This window comes from Acinetobacter sp. WU_MDCI_Abxb74, from assembly GCF_025513915.1.
GTDB classification, from domain to species: domain Bacteria; phylum Pseudomonadota; class Gammaproteobacteria; order Pseudomonadales; family Moraxellaceae; genus Acinetobacter; species Acinetobacter calcoaceticus_C.
Window position 1 is genome coordinate 40,761 of record NZ_JAHPRP010000011.1, and the last position, 25,306, is coordinate 66,066.

Below are 25,306 nucleotides of genomic sequence, written 5' to 3' on the forward strand. Positions count from 1 at the left end.
TATTTTATATTGATGGCTTGTAGGTGTTTAATATGAATGAAGATGAAATTAATATTATAGCCTATAACTATGTGGGTTATATTAAATTAAATAAAGATATTATTTTTCCTGCTGATGATAATAAAAATGATATTATTTATAACCAAAGTGGAGTTAATAGGAGAATTTTTTCTGGATACGTTAGCTTTCCCGAAGTTGAAAAGAACACTTTATTTTATATGAAAGCTTTTTTGCTTACTCTTACTGTAGATATACCTTGTAAGGAAGAAATTCATTCTTTAATTAAAATATTTTCATATTGTGAAAACCACTCTTCATTAATTGAAAAATTATCATTAGGGCTAAAATCTAATTCAAAAGGTCTTGTTTTTAATGGGCTTAAAGAAATAATAGGTGATTTTTACTTATTTGAAAAAATTGATGATTTATTTTTCTATGATGGAAGAGAGGAGTTGTACAATAATTTTTTTAAAAATGATAAATAATTTAGATGATTGTAAAGTATAAAATGGATAAAGATTAAATAAAATGATAGAGAATTGTGCACTGATTGATCAAGGATATAAATTGATTTTTGATTTAAAAATGTGGTTGGAAAAAAATGGGAAAGATGAGATGAGGTCTACACATGCTTTGACTCTGGATAATACTACAAGTGGCGGTTTAAGTGGAGTGTATGGTTTATATGGAACAAGTGAGTGGTGGGATAATGTTGAAAAAGGTAATATTGAAACATATATTGTAAGTGGGGTAATAGTTGATCTTAGTAAGGGGAATGTTTTTATTGATGATAATACAATGATAACTATTGGGTCAGATAATACTGAAGAAGAGATATATGAAGGAGTAGTATTTACGAATGAAAATTTGGAGAGAGAGTATAGTCATCTTTATTCTATAGGAAATAAAATAGTTGTTTTTTATATTTTAGATGAGTTGAAGGATAAAAATACTTGGAATCCTTTAATACAGAACAAAAATGGTACTTTACCAATAACAAGTAAGATTTATATTAAAGAGAAAAATTGATTTTTTATATCGTTGATTTAATTTGTGATTTTTGACATGTTTAGGAGTAAAAAGCATATAATTAAATATTTTAAATCGTTAAGGAAACTTCTCGTCAAGAAGATTCAATAAATATAAATAGATGTTTGAATGAATTAGTAGTTGTTACTGAATGCAAATTTTAAGGTTAAGGGGTAATATTATAAAAAAACCGTAGTGCTGGAGGTAGCTGGTAATGAGGAATTTGTATAGCTTACTATTTATACCAGTGTTAGTGGCATGCTCTGGTACAGTTGATTTGCTTGTTTCGGGTAATGCTAATAAAGGAGTTGTATTTCAGCTATCTAAAAGTGATGCCAAAAAGCTTGATAGTGGTTTTGGATTTTATGTAATGGATAATAGTGCTGTTCCTGCTGGTGCATTATTATTATTCGATTGATGGTGAGGCAGGCTATCATGGTTCAGGTTGTTTTTATTTAAATGAGAACAAAATGGTTATAAATAGTAAGAGCTGTTGAATCGGGTATTATTCAGAATTCTGGTTTTATAGTTTATCCTCTATAGACATCACTGCGCTATGCTTGTGCCTTATGGATTAACATAATGTGACAGTTATGATGTGGGCACTAACCAGTTCTATAACCACAACCGTTTCTATAACCCAGAGCTGGGACGTTATATGGAACCGGACCCAATTGGGTTAGAAGGTGGTTTAAATCCGTATGCATATGCGGGTAGTAATCCAGTGATGAATATTGATCCAAGTGGATTACGTTTAGATATGTTGTCAGATGCAGGAATGTCAATGGCATATGTAAATAATAATAGTAACTTGGAATGGATGTTAAGACAGCAAGAATCTATCATGAATTTTTCCGCTCAAAATATTAGGCCTGTTTATACTGGAACAGGTCGTAATGATTTCTTTACTTATAATGACTCATTGTCTGCAATGGTTGCAAAAGATGATGCTAAATGGATAGGAAATGTTAAAGGGCCGTATTCTAGGCAAAATGCTGCAGATTCTTTACAATTTTGGGGAGATTTCGCTACTGGTACGGGAGCATTTTGTTTATTTGGATGTACTCCCACAGCACCTTTTTTATTTGCTGCAGGCGAATATATTGGTGGGGCAGGTATAGTTGCTGATACAGAACTTAGCAATACTCAAAAAGGACTGGCTATTATTGGAGGAAGTGTAGCCGGGTCTCTAACTACTAAAAAAATATTACAGTTAGGAGGAGGAAAAGCATCTAGTCAGATTAGTGGTGCAGCTGTAGGGTATTATGTGGGAGGCCTCCCTGCTTCTTATAATGAAACTTGTAAAAATATTAAACCACCATTTAGATGTTAAGGTTAAGAGGTTCTCTAATGGAACTAAAAAGAATCTATTTTTATCTGCTTAAAAAGCATAAAAAAAAGATAGTTTTTTTAATTTTATTTTTAACTTTATTAAGTGTTTTTATGCAAGTTAAGATGGGGTTAATTGACTATGGTTACTTTTTTGTTACCTTTTTAAGTTGTTATGCTTGTATATATATGTGGTGCAATGGAGTATTTGCTGAAACTTTACCCATTACTGAGTCAAGTAGTAATGGAGAAGTTATTGTGAGGTGGATGATGATTTTTTCAAGTACTTTCTTCCATATTTATATATTGCTCAACCCATTATTAGATAAATAATTGTACTGGGTATCTCTAATGGATGCTGATTTTTAATTTAATAATCAGTATCCATTTTTTATTTTTGTGTTGAAATAATATTTATTTTTAAAATTAAATAGTATAAATAAAGGAGTTAATAAATAAAATTGAATAAGTTTTATGTATTAATTTTTTTAATCATATGATTTATCTGATATTGGATAGATATTATTTTAATTTAGAATTTTTAAAATTAAAAAAAGTACATTGAATTATGTTCTAATGTTAAATGTTTATGATTGATGAGATTATATGAAAAATTATATTCTAAATTTATCCGATGATTTTTCTGAGTATGCTTGGGAGATTGAGTCGAAAGGATGTTTTGAAGTAGATATTAAGGTATTTGATAAACTATATACATTTAATTTTTATGATCCTATTAGATTGAAACAAACTATTGAAGATGATTTGAGATCAAATCAATATTTTTTCTGTGAAAATCTGGTTGTATTGCCAAAAGTGAGTTTAGATAATATTGAAAAATTTATAGAAAATATAATTAACACACCTTATTTATTATCTTTTCCTACAAAAAGATAAATTTTTATTATGTTCTTTAACTGTAGACTATTTATATTATATGTGCGCCCTGCGGGACTCGAACCCACGTCGGTCGCTTAGGAGGCAACTGCTCTATCCAGTTAAGCTAAGGGCGCATAATTTTCTGATTATAAACAAAAAAGCCATTGTCTAGACAATGGCTTTTTAGATTTATTTATTCTTCCGGATTCTCAATGGAATCTAGTTTTTTAGGATTTAAATAGTCAAAAAGTACGAGCATCGCTGTAATCCAAATAGGGATCATCATTACTGACTCTTTGAAGCCTTGAGTCCACATAATATAGAGAACAACACCAATAAAAGCTAAGACTAAGTAATTACTAAAAGGTGACCATAACGCTGGAAAAGATGTCTTAATATTCGCGTGCTTAACAAAACGTCTATACTTCAAATGTGTAATTGATATCATTGCCCAGTTTAGAACAAGTGCACCAACCACAACATACATAAGATGTCCAAGAGCATCTTCAGGTACAAAGTAATTTAAAAGGACACAGCCAAAGATTAATAAAGCAGAAAGTAAAACAGCGGGAATAGGAACCCCTTGTTTATTGGTTTTCGCAAAAACTTTTGGCGCATTCCCTTGTTGAGCGAGACTGTAAAGCATACGACTATTTGCAAACATCCCACTGTTATAAACAGATAGGGCAGCAGTTAAAATAATAAAGTTAAGAAGATGTGCAGCCCAACCAATTCCCATTTGGCTAAAAATCATAACAAATGGACTTTTGTCGAGACCGCCAAGATCTAATTGGTTCCATGGTACTAATGAAAGTAAGATTGTTAGTGAACCGATATAGAAAATCAAGATACGGAAAACGACTTGGTTAATTGCTTTTGGAATGGTTTTTTTCGGATCTTTTGCTTCTGCTGCGGCCATACCAATCAGTTCAATACCACCAAAAGCGAACATCAAGAAAGCCAACATATAGAACAGGCCGCTAAAGCCATTTGGAAAAAATCCACCATGAGACCAAAGGTTACTAAATGAAATGCTTGAACCTACATCTGCTGTAAATAGCAAATAAAGTCCAAAAACAATCATAGAGATAACCGCAGCAACTTTAATAATAGCGAGCCAGAATTCGGACTCCCCATAAAATTTGACGTTGGTTAAGTTAATTGCCGTAATCACGACAAAGAAAAATAAGACAGAAGTCCACGCTGGAATATGAGGCCACCAATAATTAATATATTTGGCTACCGCGGTGAGTTCACTCATCGCGACCAGAACGTAGAGTATCCAATAGTTCCATCCGGTTAAAAATCCGGGAAATTTCCCCCAATATTTATACGCAAAATGGCTGAACGATCCTGCAACAGGTTCTTCAACAATCATTTCTCCCAAGTGGCGCATAATCAAAAACGCGATTAAGCCGCCAATGGCATATCCTAAAATAATGGATGGTCCCGCAGATTGAATCACTTGCGCCGAGCCTAAAAATAATCCGGTACCAATTGCTCCACCCATAGCAATTAATTGGATATGTCGATTTTTTAGTCCTCGTTGCAGTGTAGAAGATTCGTTGGTCAAAGGTCTTCACTCACAATGAATAAGTAAATTATTCTAATAGATGGAGTTATTTTAGCCTAGACTACAAATTAATAAGCTGTGACTGAAAAGTAATATTAAAATATATTTAAAATCATTGGTTTACTTTTAATATTTCAATATAGAGTGAAAAGTGCTCTAAAAAATATAATTTCATATAGACTTTTTTTCTTAGATTTTGCTTAGATTAAGTCATTGCAAGCATATTGCTAAATTCACAAAATATGCTCGCGTCAATACGATTGATGTATAAAGCAGGGCGCTATCTCTTGGCCTTAAAACAATTTAAGATGAAGAGAAGGGTAAACAAGAATGCTTGTTTTGATATAGAAGAACATAATAGTAAGGATAACAGTTGATATGAGCTCAGTACCGCAAATTAAAATTCCAGCAACTTATATGCGTGGTGGAACCAGTAAAGGTGTATTTTTTAAGCTTGATGATTTGCCGGAAAAAGCCCAAGTTGCAGGACAAGCACGAGATCAACTCTTACTCCGTGTAATTGGTAGCCCAGACCCATATGGAAAACAAATTGATGGGATGGGGGGAGCTACTTCTAGTACGAGCAAAACTGTTATTCTCGCTAAAAGTACTCAGCCAGATCATGATGTGGATTATTTATTTGGTCAGGTTTCAATAGATCAGCCTTTTGTAGACTGGAGTGGTAACTGCGGTAATTTAACTGCTGCTGTTGGCTCTTTTGCGATTTCAAATGGCTTGGTTGATGCAGATCGTATTCCAGAAAATGGTGTATGTACGGTTCGAATTTGGCAAAAAAATATTCAAAAAACTATTATTGCCCATGTGCCTATCACCAATGGTCAAGTTCAAGAAACTGGAGATTTCGAGCTTGATGGGGTGACATTCCCAGCAGCCGAAGTGCAAATTGAGTTTTTAGATCCGGCCGATGATGGTGAAGAAGGCGGCGATATGTTCCCGACAGGAAACGTAGTCGACCAATTGGAAGTGCCAGAAATTGGTACTTTTCAGGCAACTTTTATTAATGCAGGTATTCCAACCATTTTCTTAAATGCAGAAGATTTGGGTTACCACGGTACAGAATTACAAGATCATATTAATAGTGATGCAGCAGCACTGGCACGTTTTGAAAAAATTCGTGCATATGGCGCGGTACAGATGGGTTTAATTAAAGACATTTCAGAAGCGGCTGCGCGTCAGCACACACCAAAAATTGCTTTTGTTTCTAAACCGAAAAACTACACCGCTTCAAGTGGTAAGCCTGTTTCAGAAGGCGATGTCGATTTACTGGTACGTGCCTTGTCGATGGGTAAGTTGCACCATGCCATGATGGGAACGGCGGCAGTTGCGATTGGTACAGCAGCTGCTATTCCAGGAACATTAGTAAACCTTGCGGCTGGTGGTGGCGAACGTGAAGCGGTACGTTTTGGCCATCCATCAGGAACATTACGTGTTGGTGCTCAAGCTGAGCTTATTAATGATCAATGGGCCGTTAAAAAAGCCATTATGAGCCGTAGTGCACGTGTGTTAATGGAAGGTTGGGTTCGCGTTCCGGGTGATAGTTTCTAAACTTTATCTAAATAAAAAGCCTCTCAATGTGTAGAGGCTTTTTTACACTTGCCTTTGAAAAACTCATCACCCACTTTTCACAGTGAATCGTGTATGATGTAGCGCATGAATGCTTCATTACATTCAATAAAATTTCTCTACTGATTTTATCGAGGCGACTGTGTCATCACTCTCTCAAGTTAATGCGGATGTTTTAAACCAAGCTCAACAACGTATTCAACAAGATTTATTGACGACATTGGCCGCATTTTCGATTCCTGAACCTTTAAAAAGTGCAGTACACCATGCGGTTATGCTTGGTGGAAAACGTGTACGTCCGGCTTTGTGTTATGCCACTGCTTCTTTACAGCCAAATCCAAATTTTGCTGCTGCACGCCGTGCGGCGGTAGCAGTCGAGTTAATTCATTGTTATTCACTGGCTCACGATGACTTGCCTTGTATGGACAATGATTTACTGCGTCGTGGTCAGCCGACTTGTCATGTTGCGTTTGGTGAAGATACTGCTTTGCTTGCAGGTGATATTTTACAATCGATGGCTTTTGAGGTTTTAGGTAGCCGTTTGTTTGATGAACAAGGGCTGGGTACTGACGCCACGATTGTATTAAAACAAATTCAGATTCTAGCAACAGCCACCTCTAAAATGGTCTGTGGACAAGTGTTAGACTTACAAGCTGAAGCTAAGCAAATTGCTCAAGATGAACTTGAAAATATTCATCGTAATAAAACTGGCGCACTCATTCAGGCCGCAATTATGATGGGTGCAGTCACCATTTTTTCTGGAACAGATCAAGCAATTCCAAAATTACGCCAATATGGGCAGACCATTGGACTGGCTTTTCAGGTATTAGACGATATTCTCGATATTACGTCGAGTACCGAAGCTTTGGGTAAAACAGCTGGTAAGGATGAGCAAGTTCAAAAATCGACATATCCAGCTTTAATGGGTCTCGAACAAGCACAGATTTATGCCAAAGCATTGCATGATCAAGCTTTTGAAGCCTTAGCCTATTTTGGTGATGATGCAAAAGAATTAACTGAGATCTCACAATTTCTTTTAGCACGTACCAATTAATAATATTAAATCAATATTCATAACTTCTATTCATGCGAAATGAATAAAGGAGAAAAGAATGAATGGTGAACAACTCCATCAAAAAGCAATTGAAATTGCGCTTAATCTTCCCTTTAGTCAACAGACTCATCCTTTTGGGCCAGATTATGAAGTTTTTAAAATTTTAGAAAAAATATTCATGCTGACAACAGAAGTGGCAGGCGTCAAAATGATTAATGTGAAGTGTGATCCGTATAAGAGTCAGGAATATCAGGAGCTTTATTCATTTATTATTCCGGGCTATCACATGAATAAAAAGCACTGGATTTCGATTACACCGCATAAGAACTTAACAAGCGATTTACTTGAAGATTTAATTCACGATTCTTATGATTTAGTCGTAAAAAAATTACCTTTGAAAGATCAGAAAAGATTAAAAAACCAGTAATATAAAAGATAAATAAAATAAAAAAACGGCGACCTTTAGATCACCGTTCCGATATTAATTTTGCTAATCAAATAATAGGGTTAGCTATGTTTTCCCATAATACCGCGAATGGTATTTAAAACATCCGCAGGTAAAACCACAGTTTTGGCATTATTAGATTTCGCCATATCTTGCATGGCTTTTACATATTGTTCACCCAAAAGGTAAGCAACAGGAATCTCTTTATCTCCAACAGCACTGGTCACCATTGTAATCGCTTTTTGAGATGCTTCAGCTAAAACAACTTGAGCTTCTGCGTCACGACGTGAGGCTTCTAAACGACCTTCTGCACTTAAAATAGCTGCCTGTTTTTCACCATCGGCTTTAGTAACAGCAGCACGACGTTGACGTTCTGCAGCAGCTTGTTCTTCCATGGCAGCTTGCATGGTATGAGAGGGTTGAATGTCCTGAATTTCGACTGTTTTTAGGGTAATGCCCCAATCTGAAATATCGTCAGAAATAGCAGCTTTTAATTTAGCTTTGATGTGATCTCGTGAAGACAATGCATCATCTAGATCCATTTCACCAACAATAGAACGTAATGAAGTTTGTACAAGGTTTTGAATCGCCCATGTATAGTTTTCAATACCATATACTGCTTTTTCTGGCGTAGTTAAATTAATATAAGCTACTGCATTCATCAGCAATACAGCGTTATCACGTGTAATGACTTCTTGTGATGGAATATCCAGCACAATATCTTTCGTAGTAATTTTATAAGCCACTTCATCTACATAGGGGATAACAAAATTAAGCCCCGGATTAAGGGTAGAGTGGTATTTACCTAAACGCTGAACAATCCATTTATAACCTTGAGGAACAATACGGACCCCCTTAAAAATGGTAATACCAACAAAAGCCAAAAATGCTAAAACAATAATAGTACCGACTGGCATGAAAATACCCTCTCTTTATCTTTAATGTTTATGAAGTACTGTGGGCCTGAACAATTAAGTCATTGCCCGAAATGTCAATAACTCGAACCCGATCACCGACTTTAACAGGAGTGGTACTTCGACAGTTCCACTCATCAGCCCCTAAAAGAGGCATGGGAAAACGAACAATAATCTGGTCATGAGCCAAGTTAGTTTGAATCACCATTCCAATTTGACCAATGGTCGCTTCACGGGGTAATCCCGCTTTGGTTTTATCAATGGATAAGGGTTTAATAAATTTGAACCAAAGAATGGTGCATAGCACTGATAGTATTATCCACAATACAATTTGTGTTGTGAGGCTAATATCTGGAAATAACCAATAGAGAACGCACACCATAATGGCGGCAATACCAAACCAGAGTGCAGCAAAGGCAGGGAGGATCAGTTCAGAAAGAATAAGTAAGATACCCAATACAAACCAATGCCAAGGTTGTACAACAAACTCCATAGATCTGCTCTTTTATATATATTTATGTGAGTAAAAGTGACTCAATATCACTTTTACCACTGTAGCAGATGATCGGAAATGTGGATAGAAAAAAACCACTTCTATTAGAATTTAGGGCGTGGTGCGGGCTTAAATGCAGCTGGAGATTTTTTGAAGTTTGCAATTGCACCTTCAATTTGGCGAATTTGAGCTTGAGCAGCTTTTTCACCTTCCAAAATTGCTTGATTACTTGATTTGAGGTCAAGTGTACCTAAATGGCCTACTTTGGGTTGAATGACCACATTGGCTTGCTTGAGTTCTTCATTAATACTTTGTTGACCCATAATATTAATAGTTTGATCAAGCAATCCCCACATATTAGCTGGGCGATTCCCTGCTGGACGCGCTGAAATATCAACTGCAATCACAATATCTGCACCCATATCACGAGCGGTTTTTACAGGGATTGGACTGACTAATCCGCCATCTATATATTTTTGTTTACCGATTGTGGCAGGTACAAATACATTTGGAATACTGCATGAAGCACGTACGGCTTGGCCTGCATTACCTTTAATAAAGTCTGCTTTTTGTCCATTATCAAGACGAGTTGCCACGGCTGCAAAACGGATTGGAAATTTTTCAATAGGTTTATTGCCAACGTTACGGTTCACGTAGTCTTGTAACTTTTGTCCGAGAATAATGCCCTGACGATTAAGGGTTAAATCACGGATATCAGACTCTTGTAATTTCAGAGCCAGACTTTGCAATTGATAAGGTGTTTGCCCACTCGCGTAGATACTTCCAACAAAGCTACCAGCGCTGGTACCCGTTACAATTTTAGGTTTAATTCCATGAGACTCTAAAACCTTGATCACACCAATATGTGAAAATCCTTTTGCTCCACCGCCACCTAAAGCAAGTGCAATGACAGGTTCACGGGCTTTAATTGAGGTCGTCGGCGTTGGTGTTTTGCTAAATTTATCACAGCCAAATAGTGCTAGAGAGATAAATCCAATACTGGCAAATTGAGCAATTTTCATCTTTAAAAATAATCTATGTCGAGATAAATTAAGAAGGGCAATAAGACCAGATTCGCTCAATTTTTGCTAGGTTTTTTTCACTAGATTTTGTAAAGGTTCAGCAAGCCAATTACGATTTTTGGGTGAAATTTTTCCTTCATAGCGGTCAAAAATCTTTTGTAGATCTTCATCATAGTTTCCACTTGGGTCTAAGTGACCTAAGCAGTGAATCGTCTTATGGTCATAATCAAAAGAAAACATCACAATTGGAATATTGGCTTTTGCTGCAATGTGGTAAAAACCACTTTTCATTTTTTTTGCTTTTTTACGAGTACCTTCAGGGGCCATCCCAATCCAGATTTTGTCATATTTTTGAATAGTGGTAACAACTTGCTCAGTAAGACCATTTGCTGTGTCACGTTTAACGGGAATGACTCCGGCCCAATCTAAAGCTCGCTTAAAAGGTGGTTTAAAAAGAGCATCTTTACCTAAAACAGTAATTTGAATACCCAACCCGAAAATAGCAAGAAAACCATACCACCCATCAACATTAGACGTATGGGGTGAAATAATGGCAACAGCTTTTGGATAATTAGGAATTTCACCTTCAATTGTCCAACCTTGCGCTAAAAATAGTTTTTTAAATAGTGCTCGGCTTAAAGCAGTACCACGCTGGGGAACCAAATGAGGTAGATTAGGGAAATGTTGATCCATGTTTTTTTAAATTTTAACTTGTCCTTGTTTTATCTTAGTCTTTTGAAATATATGCTTCATTGGCAAAATGTAAGAACAACATAACATTTGATGTTATTCCTCATTAAAGAAATAAAAAGTAGGTATCTATGTGGCGGCAGCAAAATCTGTATCTTCTGCTATTTTCCTTATATTGGGCACAAGGGCTGCCTGTCGGTTTTATGACCCATGCCTTACCCGTTATTTTAAGGGCGCAAGGTGTTTCACTGGCTCACATTGGTGGTTTTGGCTTACTCATGTTGCCTTGGTCAATCAAGATATTTTGGGCGCCGTGGGTTGATCGACATGCACTTTCGCGTTTAGGACATTATCGTAGTTGGATTCTACCCGCTCAGTTTTTGACTGTGGGTGTACTTTGCATTTTGTCTTTTTTCCCTATTCAAACTTTAGACCAGCCTCTTTATTTATTTGCCTTTTTCATTTCACTACTCTTAATGAACTTAACTGGAGCGACACAAGATATTGCAACCGATGCTTTAGCAGTTAATTTGCTGCAACATGACCAGCAACATTGGGGCAATACATTTCAGGTGATTGGTTCCCGACTAGGTTTTATTGTCGGGGGAGGAGCCGTACTCTGGTGCTTAGACTGGTTGACGTGGCAACCCACTTTTTTGCTATTAGCGGCTTTGGTGTTTTTAAATACTTTACCCGTTTTATTATTTAAAGAACCTAAACACAATTCTCATTCAAATAATGAACCTCAACTTAACCAACAAAACTTAGTCATAAAGATTAAGGCCTACTTGAGTTATTTCTCTCAAAATAAAGAGCTTCGTTCTTGGTTGGTTGTACTCATTACTTTTAAAGTAGCAGATGGTTTAGCTGGACCATTACTTAAACCTTTAATGGTTGATATGGGCTTAAGTTTTACTCAAATTGGTGTTTATATCACGATGCTCGGTGCGGTAGCTGCCCTGACAGGGGCGACAATAGCAGGTGGAGTGCTTAAATACTTTTCAAGACCCACGGCTTTAATTGTTTTTTCAGTATTTAAAATTATGAGCTTAGCGGCTTATAGCTATTTAGCTTATGCCTACGAACAGAAAATACACCTCAATGTTTGGGGCATTTATGCCGTAAATGCTTTAGAAGATGCATTCTCGGCAATGTTGTTGGTTGTTATGTTGACCTTAGTTATGCATTACAGTCGAAAAGAATATGCGGGTACAGATTTTACCTTTCAGGTTTCAGTCATGGCGACTGTGAGTGGTGTGCTTTATAGTTTCAGTGGAGTGCTTGGAGATGCCTTCGGTTATTTCCATTATTTGATAGCTATTGTCATTATTGGCGTTGTTACTTTGCTTCCTATTTATCTCTGGAAACATGCAAAACTACATGAAAAATAATGTTAACTAAATGAAATAAAGAAATTTAATATCGCTTAAGGAGTGATCTAAGCTTTATCTAATACCTTGGTCTATATTTGTAAAAATGTATGTTTTTAGCTATTTAAATGCTCTATTAATTATGCCATCTTGTTTGGGTAGCAAATGGAAGCTAAAAGGAGAAAAAATGGATCTCGTTAACAAGAAAAATCATGTGAATCAATCAAAATGGATAGAAAAGTGTTCAATTAGATTGGATGTTAGCCTAAAGTCTAAAAAAGAATAATGAAATAACGATTTAATCATTCTATAAGATAAGAGAGTTGTGTAGGATTCGTTACAACATGAAGTTAAGGTAAAAATCTGTAACTCAAAGTCGGCTTTTTATGTCTTTGGTTATTAGGTTTTGGTCTTGCACAGCGTTGAAATTGGTTTTGGTTGCGGTAATAAAATTAATGTAACCAAAGTGGAGGAGAGTTGATTTTTTAGCCCCTAATTTAATGGCGTAAATCAACTTGGCATGGATAGGCAACATAAAATATATTTTTAGGAGTTTTTGATGGATCTATTCCTTAATCGTAAATCTTTCGTTATTAAAAGTTTAGCTCTTACAGTTACAGCTTTAATGATGAGTGGGGCACATGCTGCGACTTCCGACAAAGCGGAAATTCAACAGCTTCGTAAAGAAGTTGAAGCTTTAAAAGCTTTAATTCAACAACAAAGCCAAGTACAGCAACAACAACAGCAAGTACAGCAACAACAGCAAGTTCAATTGGCTGAAGTTAAGGCACAACCTGTTGCTGCACCAGTTTCACCTTTAGCATCATTAAAATCTAAAGCGGGCGCTGATGTGAACCTATATGGTTTTGTTCGTGGGGATGCTAACTATATTATCGAAGGTGCAGACAACGACTTTAATGATGTAAGCAAGTCAACTGGTGAAGCGAAAGATAAAATCCGTGCAACAGCTAAAACGACACGTCTTGGTTTAGATTTTACTGCTCCAGTAAATGACGCTAAAGTTGGTGGTAAAATCGAAGTCGACTTTGCGGGTACAAATGATGGCTTACGTATTCGTCATGCTTACTTGACTTATAACAACTGGTTATTCGGTCAAACAACTTCAAACTTCTTATCTAACCATGCACCAGAAATGATCGACTTCTCGACAAACATTGGTGGTGGTACAAAACGTGTTCCACAAGTGCGTTATAACTTTAAACTTGCTCCAGCAACACAACTATTAGTTTCTGCTGAAGAAGGTGATAGTTCAGGTAATGCTAAAGATAAAGATGATAAGTGGGCAACTGATGGTGTCAAATATAGCTTACCTGTATTAACAGCTAAATTAACCCAAGGGTATGCAGGCGGCAAAGGTTCGGCTTCCGCTCGTGTTTTAGTTGAAAATTATAAATCACAAACTACGGGTGACGACAAAACAGGTTGGGGTGTTGCTGCTGGTACCGACTTTAAAGTATCTGATCCTTTAAAACTATTTGCTGATGCTTCATATGTTGTAGGTAATAATACTTACTTATATGGTAGTAACAGTGCTTATGCAGTAGTAAATAACGATATTGAACAAAATGAATTTGTAGCGGTACAAGTGGGTGGAACTTATAAAATTTTACCTAACTTACGTTCTACTCTAGCGTATGGTGCACAATTCGCTGATGACGGCACTGACTACGCTAAAGCAAATACATCTGCGAATGAAAAAGTTCAACAAGCATGGCTTAATGTGATTTATACACCAGTAAAACCAATTGATTTAGGTCTGGAGTATGTAAACGGTAAGCGTGATACCTTTGCTGGTAAGTCTTACAAAGATAACCGTGTTGGTTTAATGGCTAAATACAGCTTCTAAACCTAGCAAAAAAATTATGTTTTGAAGAGTCGAGGTTCATGTGAATCTCGACTTTTTTCTTTTTATATAGAATTTAACAATGAGTATTTCTAAAAGCAGCCATTTAGGACTGCTTTTTTATTTAAGTGATTTTTAAGTTTTAATTTCTAAAGTGAAGCATCATAAAAAGATTGTAGTCGTCCGAGATGCTTAATTTTTTTTCTAAATTAAGGAATAAACAGATTTCACTGTTTATGTTTAATCTAATTTTAGCTATTTGGTTAGGAGCCATTCTCAATATTGGTTTCTTCCATAGCATTAATCTTTTAACTCCATATTTTGGAGTAAAGGCTATTCTGTTCTTGGCTGCTACAGTCATTATTCTTGTCACTGCTTATTATGCTGTTTTACAAATTTTAAATTGGAAATGGACTGCTAAATTTATTGCCATTATTTTGGTGATTGTTGGGGGATTTAGCGCATATTTTGTAAATACACTCGGAATAGTGATTTCACCAGATCAAATTCAAAATATGGTACAGACCGATGCAGCTGAGATTTCTGACTTAATCTCATTGCGTTTTGGGTGTTGGATAGTTTTTTTAGTAGTTTTACCTATCATTTTCATTTCTCAAGTAAAGCTTAAAAAAGAAAAAGCATCTCATTTATTGATTAAAAAAGTCGGTTCAATTGTTGCTTCTTTTGCGATTGTTTGTATTTTGCTTTTTACATACTATATTGATTTTGCATCTATCTTTCGTGAACATCGTGATTTAAAAGGAATGGTTTCACCACAAAATAGTATTTCATCTTTAATGTCTTACTATCACAAGATGGCACCTAAGAAGAACTTACCATTAATCCATTATGGTGAAGATGCTCATCAAGTTCAGCAAGTACAAAATAACTTACCTAAATTGATGGTACTCGTTGTGGGTGAGACAGCCCGCGCTGAAAGTTTTGCATTAAATGGCTATGCCAAAAATACAAATCCAGAGCTTTCTAAACAAGATGTTTTAAATTTTTCTCAGGTAAGTTCTTGTGGTACGGCCACAGCTGTATCTGTGCCATGTATGTTCTCTGGCATGCCACGTGTTGGCTATGATGAGCAGTTAGCAAGTCATCGTGAAGGTTTATTAGACATCGCAAAGCGTGCAGGTTATCAAGTGACTTGGATTGATAATAATTCTGGTTGTAAAGGAACTTGTGATCGTGTCGAGCAGTACCAAATACCAGAAAAGTTAAAGCAAAAATGGTGTAAAGATGGCGAATGCTATGATGATATTTTAATTGATAGCTTAAAACAGTATTTGGCGACGATTCCCAAAGAAGACATGCGCCCACGTCTGATTGTTTTACACCAAGTTGGAAGCCATGGTCCAGCTTATTACAAGCGTGCACCAGCTACATATCAACCATTTAAACCGACTTGTGGTACTAATGCCATACAGGGTTGTTCTCGAACAGAATTACTCAATAGTTATGATGACACGATTGTGTATACAGACCATGTTTTAAGTCAGATGATTAATACTTTAAAAGAAGTATCGAATTATCAAACTGGTTTATGGTATTTGTCTGATCACGGCGAATCTACAGGTGAACATGGTTTATATTTACATGGTTCACCTTATGCAATCGCACCAAGCCAACAGACACATGTACCAATGATGATGTGGTTCTCTGATAGTTGGAAAAGACATAATCTTGCTCAAGTGAGTTGTTTAGGCCAACAGACTAAACAAGCCCTAAGTCAGGATAATTTATTCCCAAGCTTATTAAGTTTGCTAGATGTAAAAACTCAAGTCATCAACCCCCAACTGGATATGTTGCACTCTTGTGCCCATGTAAATTAAAGCGAGCCTGAAATATGACAAAAATCTTAATGATTGAAGATGATTTTATGATTGCCGAGTCAACAATAACGTTGCTGCAATATCATCAATTTGAGGTGGAATGGGTCAATAATGGCTTAGATGGTCTGGCTCAATTGGCTAAAAATAAATTCGATTTAATTCTTTTGGACTTAGGCCTCCCTATGATGGATGGCATGCAGGTCTTAAAGCAAATTCGTCAAAGAGCTGCAACGCCAGTGTTAATTATTTCAGCACGAGATCAATTACAAAACCGTGTTGATGGATTAAACAACGGAGCAGATGATTACCTGATAAAACCTTACGAATTTGATGAGCTATTGGCTCGTATCCATGCTTTATTACGCCGTAGTGGAGTAGAGGCTCAGCTTGCGAATCAGGACCAGTTATTACAGAGTGGTGACTTGGTTTTAAATGTTGAACTACATATTGCAACCTTTAAAGGTCAACGGATTGATTTGTCGAACCGTGAATGGGCGATTCTTATTCCTTTGATGAACCACCCAAATAAAATCTTTTCTAAAGCAAATCTTGAAGATAAGTTATATGATTTCGATAGTGATGTGACTAGTAATACCATCGAAGTATATGTGCATCACTTGAGAGCTAAACTTGGGAAAGACTTTATTCGAACTATTCGGGGATTGGGTTACCGTTTAGGACAATCATAGCTTAAGTTGTGGAACTTTATAAAAGTGCATTATTCATTAAGAAAACGACTGATTTGGGGCACCTCAATTTTCAGTATTATTTTAGGTTGTATATTAATTTTTAGTGCCTATAAGGTTGCGCTTCAAGAAGTTGACGAAATTTTAGATACTCAAATGCGTTATTTGGCAGAACGAACAGCTGAATATCCCTTAAAAACGGTAAGTAGTAAGTTTGATTTTCATAAAACCTATCATGAAGAAGATTTATTTGTAGATATCTGGGCGTATAAAGATCAAGCTCATTTATCGCACCATTTACATTTATTGGTTCCACCTGTTGCACAAGCTGGCTTTTATTCGCATAAAACCAACCAAGGTTTAATTCGTACCTATGTTCTGCCTTTAAAAGATTATCAGATCCAGATTAGCCAACAAGAAAAGGTCCGTGAGGCTTTTGCTTGGGAACTTGCGGGGAGTATGTTTGTTCCCTATTTAATTATTTTGCCATTTGCAATTTTTGCTTTGGCCGCGATTATTCGTCGAGGTCTCAAGCCGATTGATGATTTTAAAAATGAACTAACACACCGCGATTCAGAAGAACTGACGCCTATTGAAGTTGCGGACTATCCTCAAGAGTTATTGCCAACCATTGATGAAATGAACCGTTTATTTGAGCGTATATCTAAGGCTCAAATGGAACAAAAACAGTTTATTGCCGATGCTGCACATGAACTCCGAACTCCTGTCACAGCTCTAAATTTACAAACTAAAATTTTAATCAGTCAACTTCCTGAACATGAGTCTTTGCAAAATCTGAGTAAAGGATTGGCGCGTATTCAGCATCTGGTCACTCAGCTTTTAGCTTTGGCAAAGCAAGATGTGTCCTTGAGTGTAATTGAACCAACCAAATATTTTCAGCTTAATGATGTCGCTTTGAACTGTGTTGAACAGCTTGTTAATTTAGCCATGCAAAAAGAGATTGATTTAGGTCTGGTTCGTAATGAACCTATTGAAATGCATAGTGTTGAACCGACAGTACATTCTATTATTTTTAATTTAATTGATAATGCAATCAAATATACGCCCCACCAAGGTGTGATTAATATTTCAGTTTTTACAGATATAGATGGCTATGCGTGTATTCAAATTGAAGATAGCGGTGCGGGGATTGACCCTGAACAGTACGATAAAGTGTTAAAACGTTTTTATCGTGTACACCATCACCTTGAAGTGGGGAGTGGTTTAGGTTTATCTATTGTTGATCGTGCAACTCAACGTTTAGGTGGAACTTTGACGCTAGATCGAAGTTTAGAGCTTGGTGGACTTTCAGTTTTGGTTAAACTACCTAAGATTCTACATATTCATGAAACAAGAACTTGATTTATACAAGTTCTTGTTTGATTCGTTTTTCAAATTCGAAGCGATGAATAAAAATCGCATAAAGTAAGATATTTACTGCCCAAATGACCCAAGCTGTCCATAAATTATGGCTAAGAAAATGAGCTCCACGCATCATTTGTCCCCAACCCATCATAAAACCTAAGATAAGACTCGTCGCTAAGTAAAAATAGGCATGTTTAGGTCGCTCAAGACGATAAACAAAATAACCTGTCATTAAGATGAAACCAGCACTTGCATGACCGCCCGGAAAACAGTGTCCATGTTTGGCGGTAAAATCCCATACATATCCTAAATTGGTAGGATGAACCATATTCCAAGGGCAAGCATACGCAGTTTGTGATTTTAATATGCCGACAATACTGCTACCTAACATACTCACAAAAAACATATAGCCATATTGCCAGCGATAAAGCTTCAATTTTTCTACTTTGAATGACGCAATCCACAGACCTAAAAAGATGACATAAACAGTGGTAATGATTTGTTTTACGATTTCATGGTTAAGGCGTACAAGATACCAATTGTCCCGATTGAAAAAATGACCTGTTGAATCCATCCAAGGCTGGATAAGGTACATATCAATTTTTCCGCCGACTGGAAAAACGATTAAAAGCAGAAAAAAACTTAAAAAAAGCAAGATAAGATTAATTTGGAAAAAACGTTTTTGCTTAGTCATTCTGATGAAATATCAATCGACAATGGATGCGACTAATTACATAAAATTAAGCTTAAATTGCTCTTAAACTTAATTTAATTTCGTGACAAAAATGATGAATGGGTGTGTCCATTCACAACCTGTTGAGCATAAGAAGTTTAAAGTTTTTGCAATTTATTTGGATGATAATAAATAAGGAACAGGTTTTGTGAATGGAAATGGTTTTGGTCTTGCGCAGCTTTAGACGCTACTCATGCCGAAACAAAAGTAACGTAATTGGCTGATGTTATTTGTTATTACAGAAGAAAAGACTCTGTCGTGCCTACACAGAATTAAAACATACCTTCTTCTGAGTTTGCAGAAATTTTATGAATGGATAAATCTGCCCCTCTAAATTCATCTTCTTGAGATAAACGAATGCCAATGGTCGCTTTAAGTAAACCGTACACAATAAAGCCGCCAGCAAGTGCAATGGCAATTGCAAGTGTTGTACCAATGAGTTGCGAGATGAAAGACACACCGCCTAAACCACCAAGCCATTGTTGACCAAATAGACCTACTGCAATGCCACCAAATGCACCACACACGCCATGTAAAGGCCATACCCCAAGCACATCATCAACTTTAAGTTTGTTTTGAGTATAGGTAAATAAATACACAAACATCGCACCAGCCGCACCACCAATAACAAGCGCGCTGATTGGATGAACAATGTCAGACCCTGCACAGATTGCGACTAGGCCTGCAAGTGGACCGTTGTGTAAAAAACCAGGGTCATTTTTTCCAATTGCATTTGCTGTAATCGTTCCCCCAACCATTGCCATGAGTGAATTAATGGCAACTAGGCCAGAAATAGCATCAACACGCTGAGCACTCATCACGTTAAAGCCAAACCAGCCTACAATTAAAATCCATGAACCGAGCGCCAAAAATGGAATAGAAGATGGCGGATGAGCACTTACACGACCATCTTTCTTATAACGACCAGAACGTGCCCCCAATAAAATAACCGCAGCAAGCGCAATCCAGCCACCCATAGCATGCACTACAACTGAACCAGCAAAGTCATGAAAAGCTGCACCAAAGGTAGTTTCTAACCACTTTTGCAGACCATAGTTACCGTTCCAAACCATGCCTTCGAAAAATGGATAAACCAGCGCAACTAAAGCGAGGGTTGCAATCGCTTGTGAACGCATTTTTGCACGTTCAGCAATACCACCTGAAATAATGGCAGGAATTGCAGCAGCAAAAGTGAGTAAAAAGAAACAACGCATGAGGTTATAGCCATGATCACCAGATAAAACCGTACTATCATGGAAGAAATGCTGGCCATAAGAAATGTAGTAGCCAACAAAGAAATATGCGATTGCAGAAAGGGCAAAGTCAGTCAGAATTTTACTCAGTGCATTCACCTGATTTTTATGGCGAACTGTACCAAGTTCCAAGAATGCAAAACCTGCATGCATGGCAAGAACCAAAACCGCACCAAGTAATAAGAAAAATAGATCTACATTTTGCATGGCATGCTCAAAAAAAGTGCTAAATTCCATTTTGGAACAAATCTGAGTCTGTAAATTGCACCAAAATAGATTTAAGGAATCTAAAAACCTAAGTTTGTCGAAACAAACTCAATTGCATAAAAGTGAATATGCAATAAGCGCACCAATTTAGATGTGGTAATAGTTTTTTGGCGACAAATGGTGCGTTGATTTAATCAAGATAGAGCAGTTATGGCTCTTTTTATGTTACAAGTCATCTAATACGCTCGTAAATTGACCTAAAAAAGTTCGTTATTAAAATTTAGAAGAGGGGTTTGTATTTGAATTAATGATCTGACCAGACCGATTGAGCAACTTCAATAAATGCTTTCACAGCTGGACTCATATGTTTCTTATTTTTCACTGCGAGTCCAATAGAACGTTTAAGGTTCGGTTTAAAAGGGCGTTTGACTACATTTGGATAGAGCGAGAGCAATTCTTTAGTAATTACCATATCAGACACAATGGAAACCCCTAGCTGGTTGTGAACCATGCTAACGATACTTAGAATTTGTGAAACATAAAATTTGATGTCTGGTTTCACATTAAAGTTTTTTAAAATTAATTCGACCTGATGTCTACTACCTGCCATTGTCATGATAAAAGGGCAGTTTTCTAGCTGTGCTGGATCAATATAGAGTTGTTGTGCGAGCGGAGATTGGTTGGGAATTAAGGCCACGAAACGGTCTTCAATTAAAGGGAAAGTATCGAATCGCTCATCTGGCATAATCAAAAAACCAACCTCGATGCGCCGTTCTAATAACCACTGAGCAACTTCTTTATCCTCACCTTCATCAATATAAATTTCGATTTTAGGGTAGCGCTGCCGAAAGCTTTCTAAAATTTCAGGCAATAGATAAATGGATGATGAAGCCCCAAAAGATCCGATATGTAATGTGCCTTCATTTAACCCATGGATCGCAGCCACTTCTTTTTCTAATGTATTGGAAATACTCAATAGCTCTTTTACATGAGTCAATAACTGCTGACCTGTTGTGGTGAGCTCAATATCACTTTGGGATCTTGAAATCAGGTTAATCCCCCATTGTTGTTCTAATGATTTAAGGGCATGAGAAACTGCCGATTGTGAAATTCCGAGCTTTTCTGCTGTTGCAGTAAAACTTTTTAGTTCAGCAATGAGTGCAAAAATTTCAAGCTGGGTAAATGTCATGTTGTACTTATTATGAGTAAAAACTCATTTTATCATGAGTTTTCATTATCTTTAATATATGAGTAAGCCAAGGTAATTGTCAAAACAGCAAGCCCTTCAACCAAACTCGAGTAAAGAAATGAATAGCATTGTTTTATCTCTATTTCCTTTAGTTGCATTAATTGCATCGGGATACCTGTTTAAAAAATATCATTTTTTTAGTGATGAGTTTTGGGCTGGGGCAGAGAAGCTCAATTATTATATTTTATTTCCCGCTTTGCTTTTTAGTACGCTGTCGACCGCGAAAATTGACTTACAAAGTTTGAGTACAGCCATTATTGCCATGTTGATTGTAGTTTTGGCAGTCACCGCCTTTTTATACATACTCCGAATGTTTTGGCACATACCATCTGCACGTTTTGGTGTACACGTACAAAGTATGGTTCGCTTTAATACCTATATTGGTTTGGCTTTAGTCACTTCGCTTTTTAAAAGTGAAGGAATAGCAATTCTGGCAATTTTATTGGCGCTTTGCATTCCACTTGTGAACGTCATTTCGGTGCTTGCTCTAACTTCTAAAGAACACATGGCAATTAAACCTGTTTTGATTGCACTCCTTAAAAATCCGTTAATTGCATCGTGTGTGGTGGGAGCGGCATTCAATGCACTTCACATCCCAATTTGGGAAGGCTTTTCTAACTTTATTAAGCTTTTTTCAGCATCGAGTTTGCCACTGGGTCTGTTATGTGTGGGTGCAGCTTTACAGTTTATGCAAATTAAAAAAGACATTGTGGTATTAGTGGCAGACACTTTTGCACGACTTTTAGCTGTGCCTGCTTTGGCTTACGCGGTCTGCATGTGGTTTGGTTTACCAAGCTTACAAACACAGATTTTAGTCATTTTCTTTGCGCTACCGACTGCTTCTGCATCATACATTTTAACCAAAGTTTTGGGTGGCGACAGCCAACTCATGGCAGCAGTAATCAGCTTTCAAACCTTATGTGCTGCTGTGACTTTACCAGTAGTGATTTGGTGGATTTCTTAAGATATAAACCTTTAGGTAAGACAAGTTCTATTCTCTAGAAATTAATAGGCTGATTCTTATTTAAAAAATGCTTTGCTACCTTCCTCATCTGATTATTGCTACACTTTTTTCTTTTTCAGGTGGATGAGTATGTCCTTTGATCTCAAAGTGAGCTTGCAGCAAAGGTCTGAACCGTCTGCACAGCAGAAAAAACTGAATCGCCTGATTGATAAAATAGAACAGCAAAAAGTTAGCCTTAGCACATGGCAAAATGCGCAAGCTGAGATTCAACAGCACATACGGCAAAAACTGATGCCTGTGTATAGCGATTTGCATGAAGTGCTATTTCAGCAGTTAGAGCAGCTTTGGAATATGTTGCATAGCCACGAGTTTTCCAAAGCGGATATGCAACAACTAGATGAAAAAATTGCCCAGTTTGCACAAATGTTGAAGCGCTCCAAACAGCTATCTGAGGAACAGTTGGAGTTAGTGAAGCAGATTGACACCTTTTATCAGCAACATGCTCAAAAGTTAGAAAAGAAAAATAAAAGGGCTCAGCCAATAAAATCCGAATACGGTGAAAATACTGATCAAGGTTCTGAATTTGATGAAGACTTTGAACAGTATGCTGCCGAGCAGCAACACGCACGTGAACAAGCCAAACAGCAAAGACAACAACAGAAACGTGAACAAGCTGAGCAAATGGCAGCGCAGTCACTCAAAACAGTTTATTTAAAAATTGCCGCGATGATACACCCAGACCGTGAGCAAGATGAAACCAAAAAAGAAGAAAAAACTGAGTTGTTCCAACAGGCAAGTCAGGCCTATGAAAAGCAGGACTTGTTTTATTTACTCAAACTCCAGTTACAACTTGAACAGAATAAAGGGCTAGGTGCTAAAGAGTTATCTGCCGAGCAGTTGCGGTTTTATAAACTGGCTTTAGATGCACAAAGTCAGCAGCTTGAAAGCCAAATTTCTAAGATTTTAGATTCTTTTCAGTTAGCCAAGAATGTGAAAGTTGAGCATGTATATATTAGTGATGTGTATAAAGCTATAGATGCTGATTGTGTTGAGCTAAAGCAGCAGGTGAAGTGGGAAAAAGAACGCTTAAAGCATATGAAAAAGGTAAGTGGGATAGAGATGTTGTTGGGGTGTGGGGTGCTTTGAAAGTCCTCTCCGTATTGGAGAGGAAAATGAGGGATATAGCTATAGATTAAAGATTCCATGTGTTCATAGCATTAATTTTTTACTAGGCTGATATGAGATAATATTAATTTAAAAGTTGACTCAATAGTTTTGGAAGCTCATCAAAATCTTCAAACCATATTACATTTACACCCAGCTCTTTAAATATTAATTCTTGAAGCTTGTGATGACTTTCTAAAAATGATTCTTCAACATTTTTTGACTCATTATCTTTTTTATCTGTAATTTCATTAAGAGAAATCCGTTTTAAAAAAGCGTAATGATTCGCTATGGAATTTCCATTTTGAGATATATCTAATAATCTTCTTAAATTTGGGTCATCCATTGAAAGGCCAATCATAATACAAGTATTATCTCTAAAGTTCGTTAATTGAACTAAATTTGACCAGTGATAAGGGTTAGAATACATTCTGTGATAGCCCTCCTCAGAAAAAACCATTTCTATGAGTTCTAGATCTTTATAGTTTTTCGAAACTTCAGGTATAAAACCATGCACGTGAAAAATTGGTAGTTCTTCATTAGTATATGTTGGGTTGTGGTGGTAAATAGATTTATATTTTAAATTTTGATTTTGAAAATGCTGTTCTAAAATATCGTCGAAATTATAATTTATAATAGAGTTAATTTTTGCCCCAGTTCGGCTAGGTTTACATAAATTTCCAATGACATTTATTAGTTCAGAGTCCCTATTTGATTCAGATTTATATAAATTTTTTCGAAGAAGCTCTATAAATTTATTACTATTTTCAATATCATCATTAGCTAAACCTTTCCTTAAATATCTTGCGGACAATAGAGCAGATTTTAAATATTTTTCTGAGAAGTTTTTATTTATTTCCTTTATTGAATTAATAAAATCACTTACAGGCATATTTTTTATTGAATCATTAGATGAGTTGCTCTCAATAAGGTAAGTAATAAATAATCCAGAGATTAACTCATCCCAGCTAGGAAGATTTGCACTACAAGATACACCAGCACCTATGAGTAATGTAGTTTTTTTACTATTTATATATAGTTTAGATAAATTATTAATCAAATTCCTTCTGTTGCTTTTCCAATCTTCATTATTGTTGAAGACAGCCTCTTGTATTTTTGTCGAGAATAAATTTTTTATAATTTTTTCGGCAAATTTTTTGTGTTTATTAATTAATTTATTTATTTCCTGCTTATTTAGAAAGAATATATCTACATCCGTATTTAGATCCTTGAATCTTTCGAAATTATCTACATTTGGAGTAAAATTATTTAAATGAACAATAATTAAAGTTCTAAAGTCTGTTTTTGTAAAATCAAGAATAAAGTTTAGAATTAACATATTAAAATATTCTTCATCAATATTCATTCTAAATTTTATAGCAATAGGGGGATTATAGTTATTATATTTATCTAATATATAGATGTCATGGTGTAAAAGCCTATTAACTTCTTTATCACGAGTATAGGCTGAAGTTTGTTTTCTGATGTCTTCTAAAATAATAGAGCGAATAAAAAGATCTATGCTTTGATTAATTTCATTCTCAGACAATTTTTGGTCATTTCTTAAATGATCTAATAAAGAGTTTATATTCATAATAAAA

General features: G+C 36.1%; 24 protein-coding genes, 1 tRNA gene and 2 pseudogenes. 17 read left to right on the plus strand and 10 right to left on the minus strand.

Annotated features, from left to right (window positions below; translation table 11 throughout):
* Positions 1-32: 32 nt before the first annotated feature.
* The 5 genes and pseudogenes from KTH84_RS15860 (at position 33) to KTH84_RS15880 (ending at position 3,255) form a co-directional block, all read left to right on the plus strand.
* The gene (locus KTH84_RS15860) at positions 33-485 is read left to right on the plus strand and encodes a hypothetical protein (protein ID WP_262474111.1); all 453 of its coding nucleotides are present in this window, start codon (positions 33-35) and stop codon (positions 483-485) included.
* A gap of 43 nt (positions 486-528) precedes the next feature.
* Positions 529-1,029 (plus strand): hypothetical protein, encoded by a 501-nt coding sequence (locus KTH84_RS15865; RefSeq protein ID WP_262474114.1) that lies wholly within the window; start codon positions 529-531, stop codon positions 1,027-1,029.
* A gap of 214 nt (positions 1,030-1,243) precedes the next feature.
* Entirely contained in the window at positions 1,244-1,447 is a 204-nt protein-coding gene (locus KTH84_RS15870; protein WP_262474116.1) for a hypothetical protein, read from the plus strand.
* A 174-nt stretch (positions 1,448-1,621) separates the two neighbouring features.
* Positions 1,622-1,780 (plus strand): annotated as a pseudogene (locus KTH84_RS19090) (RHS repeat-associated core domain-containing protein); the annotation flags it as partial.
* 1,184 nt (positions 1,781-2,964) lie between these two features.
* On the plus strand, positions 2,965-3,255 hold the full coding sequence (locus tag KTH84_RS15880; RefSeq protein ID WP_262474120.1) for a hypothetical protein: 291 nt from the start codon (positions 2,965-2,967) through the stop codon (positions 3,253-3,255).
* Between the two features lie 43 nt (positions 3,256-3,298).
* On the opposite strand, the gene KTH84_RS15885 is transcribed toward KTH84_RS15880, so the two are convergent.
* Positions 3,299-3,371: transfer RNA gene (locus KTH84_RS15885), tRNA-Arg, on the minus strand.
* A gap of 59 nt (positions 3,372-3,430) precedes the next feature.
* The gene (locus KTH84_RS15890) at positions 3,431-4,810 is read right to left on the minus strand and encodes an amino acid permease (RefSeq protein WP_262474122.1); all 1,380 of its coding nucleotides are present in this window, start codon (positions 4,808-4,810) and stop codon (positions 3,431-3,433) included.
* Positions 4,811-5,188: 378 nt separating this feature from the next.
* Between KTH84_RS15890 and prpF the strand changes: the two genes are divergently transcribed.
* From prpF to KTH84_RS15905, 3 genes are all read left to right on the plus strand, one after another.
* Positions 5,189-6,376, plus strand: a complete 1,188-nt coding sequence (prpF, locus tag KTH84_RS15895; protein WP_262474124.1) for a 2-methylaconitate cis-trans isomerase PrpF — start codon at positions 5,189-5,191, stop codon at positions 6,374-6,376.
* 160 nt (positions 6,377-6,536) lie between these two features.
* Positions 6,537-7,448 (plus strand): polyprenyl synthetase family protein, encoded by a 912-nt coding sequence (locus KTH84_RS15900; protein ID WP_133971997.1) that lies wholly within the window; start codon positions 6,537-6,539, stop codon positions 7,446-7,448.
* Between the two features lie 58 nt (positions 7,449-7,506).
* Positions 7,507-7,875 (plus strand): MmcQ/YjbR family DNA-binding protein, encoded by a 369-nt coding sequence (locus KTH84_RS15905; RefSeq protein WP_133971999.1) that lies wholly within the window; start codon positions 7,507-7,509, stop codon positions 7,873-7,875.
* Between the two features lie 80 nt (positions 7,876-7,955).
* Here KTH84_RS15905 and KTH84_RS15910 read toward each other — a convergent pair whose 3' ends face one another.
* The 4 genes from KTH84_RS15910 to KTH84_RS15925 all read right to left on the minus strand — a co-directional run bounded on the left by KTH84_RS15910 (position 7,956) and on the right by KTH84_RS15925 (position 11,015).
* Positions 7,956-8,810, minus strand: a complete 855-nt coding sequence (locus KTH84_RS15910; RefSeq protein ID WP_133972001.1) for an SPFH domain-containing protein — start codon at positions 8,808-8,810, stop codon at positions 7,956-7,958.
* Positions 8,811-8,838: 28 nt separating this feature from the next.
* On the minus strand, positions 8,839-9,300 hold the full coding sequence (locus KTH84_RS15915; RefSeq protein ID WP_262474128.1) for an NfeD family protein: 462 nt from the start codon (positions 9,298-9,300) through the stop codon (positions 8,839-8,841).
* A 104-nt stretch (positions 9,301-9,404) separates the two neighbouring features.
* The gene (locus tag KTH84_RS15920) at positions 9,405-10,322 is read right to left on the minus strand and encodes a patatin-like phospholipase family protein (protein WP_202743415.1); all 918 of its coding nucleotides are present in this window, start codon (positions 10,320-10,322) and stop codon (positions 9,405-9,407) included.
* Positions 10,323-10,388: 66 nt separating this feature from the next.
* Positions 10,389-11,015, minus strand: coding sequence for a lysophospholipid acyltransferase family protein (locus tag KTH84_RS15925; RefSeq protein WP_262474131.1), 627 nt, complete (start codon positions 11,013-11,015; stop codon positions 10,389-10,391).
* Between the two features lie 128 nt (positions 11,016-11,143).
* Between KTH84_RS15925 and KTH84_RS15930 the strand changes: the two genes are divergently transcribed.
* From KTH84_RS15930 to KTH84_RS15955, 6 genes are all read left to right on the plus strand, one after another.
* On the plus strand, positions 11,144-12,403 hold the full coding sequence (locus KTH84_RS15930; protein ID WP_262474133.1) for an MFS transporter: 1,260 nt from the start codon (positions 11,144-11,146) through the stop codon (positions 12,401-12,403).
* Positions 12,404-12,476: 73 nt separating this feature from the next.
* Positions 12,477-12,668: a hypothetical protein gene (locus KTH84_RS15935; RefSeq protein ID WP_127493960.1), complete on the plus strand. Its 192-nt coding sequence runs from the start codon at positions 12,477-12,479 to the stop codon at positions 12,666-12,668.
* A 273-nt stretch (positions 12,669-12,941) separates the two neighbouring features.
* The gene (locus KTH84_RS15940; protein WP_133972007.1) at positions 12,942-14,249 is read left to right on the plus strand and encodes a DcaP family trimeric outer membrane transporter; all 1,308 of its coding nucleotides are present in this window, start codon (positions 12,942-12,944) and stop codon (positions 14,247-14,249) included.
* 185 nt (positions 14,250-14,434) lie between these two features.
* Positions 14,435-16,084, plus strand: coding sequence for a phosphoethanolamine transferase (locus tag KTH84_RS15945; protein ID WP_262474136.1), 1,650 nt, complete (start codon positions 14,435-14,437; stop codon positions 16,082-16,084).
* A gap of 14 nt (positions 16,085-16,098) precedes the next feature.
* Complete coding sequence (locus KTH84_RS15950; RefSeq protein ID WP_133972011.1) at positions 16,099-16,773, plus strand: response regulator transcription factor; 675 nt, start codon at positions 16,099-16,101, stop codon at positions 16,771-16,773.
* A gap of 24 nt (positions 16,774-16,797) precedes the next feature.
* Complete coding sequence (locus KTH84_RS15955; RefSeq protein WP_262474138.1) at positions 16,798-18,132, plus strand: ATP-binding protein; 1,335 nt, start codon at positions 16,798-16,800, stop codon at positions 18,130-18,132.
* 1 nt (position 18,133) lies between these two features.
* Here KTH84_RS15955 and KTH84_RS15960 read toward each other — a convergent pair whose 3' ends face one another.
* Positions 18,134-18,829 carry a phosphatase PAP2 family protein gene (locus tag KTH84_RS15960; RefSeq protein WP_202743409.1) on the minus strand — a complete coding sequence of 232 codons (696 nt, stop codon included), beginning with the start codon at positions 18,827-18,829 and terminating at the stop codon, positions 18,134-18,136.
* An 82-nt stretch (positions 18,830-18,911) separates the two neighbouring features.
* Between KTH84_RS15960 and KTH84_RS15965 the strand changes: the two are divergent.
* Positions 18,912-19,001 (plus strand): annotated as a pseudogene (locus tag KTH84_RS15965) (hypothetical protein); the annotation flags it as partial.
* A 139-nt stretch (positions 19,002-19,140) separates the two neighbouring features.
* Here KTH84_RS15965 and KTH84_RS15970 read toward each other — a convergent pair.
* Together KTH84_RS15970 and KTH84_RS15975 are read right to left on the minus strand one after the other, a co-directional pair.
* On the minus strand, positions 19,141-20,328 hold the full coding sequence (locus tag KTH84_RS15970; protein WP_262474141.1) for an ammonium transporter: 1,188 nt from the start codon (positions 20,326-20,328) through the stop codon (positions 19,141-19,143).
* A gap of 304 nt (positions 20,329-20,632) precedes the next feature.
* Complete coding sequence (locus KTH84_RS15975) at positions 20,633-21,517, minus strand: LysR family transcriptional regulator (RefSeq protein WP_262474143.1); 885 nt, start codon at positions 21,515-21,517, stop codon at positions 20,633-20,635.
* A 118-nt stretch (positions 21,518-21,635) separates the two neighbouring features.
* Here KTH84_RS15975 and KTH84_RS15980 point away from each other — a divergent pair, with 118 nt between their 5' ends.
* Together KTH84_RS15980 and KTH84_RS15985 are read left to right on the plus strand one after the other, a co-directional pair.
* Positions 21,636-22,541 carry an AEC family transporter gene (locus tag KTH84_RS15980; RefSeq protein ID WP_262474145.1) on the plus strand — a complete coding sequence of 302 codons (906 nt, stop codon included), beginning with the start codon at positions 21,636-21,638 and terminating at the stop codon, positions 22,539-22,541.
* A 129-nt stretch (positions 22,542-22,670) separates the two neighbouring features.
* Positions 22,671-23,687 (plus strand): molecular chaperone DnaJ, encoded by a 1,017-nt coding sequence (locus tag KTH84_RS15985; RefSeq protein ID WP_262474147.1) that lies wholly within the window; start codon positions 22,671-22,673, stop codon positions 23,685-23,687.
* A gap of 103 nt (positions 23,688-23,790) precedes the next feature.
* Here the strand turns inward: KTH84_RS15985 and KTH84_RS15990 are convergent, their stop codons facing one another.
* Positions 23,791-25,299, minus strand: a complete 1,509-nt coding sequence (locus tag KTH84_RS15990; RefSeq protein ID WP_262474149.1) for an SIR2 family protein — start codon at positions 25,297-25,299, stop codon at positions 23,791-23,793.
* Positions 25,300-25,306 lie beyond the last annotated feature (7 nt).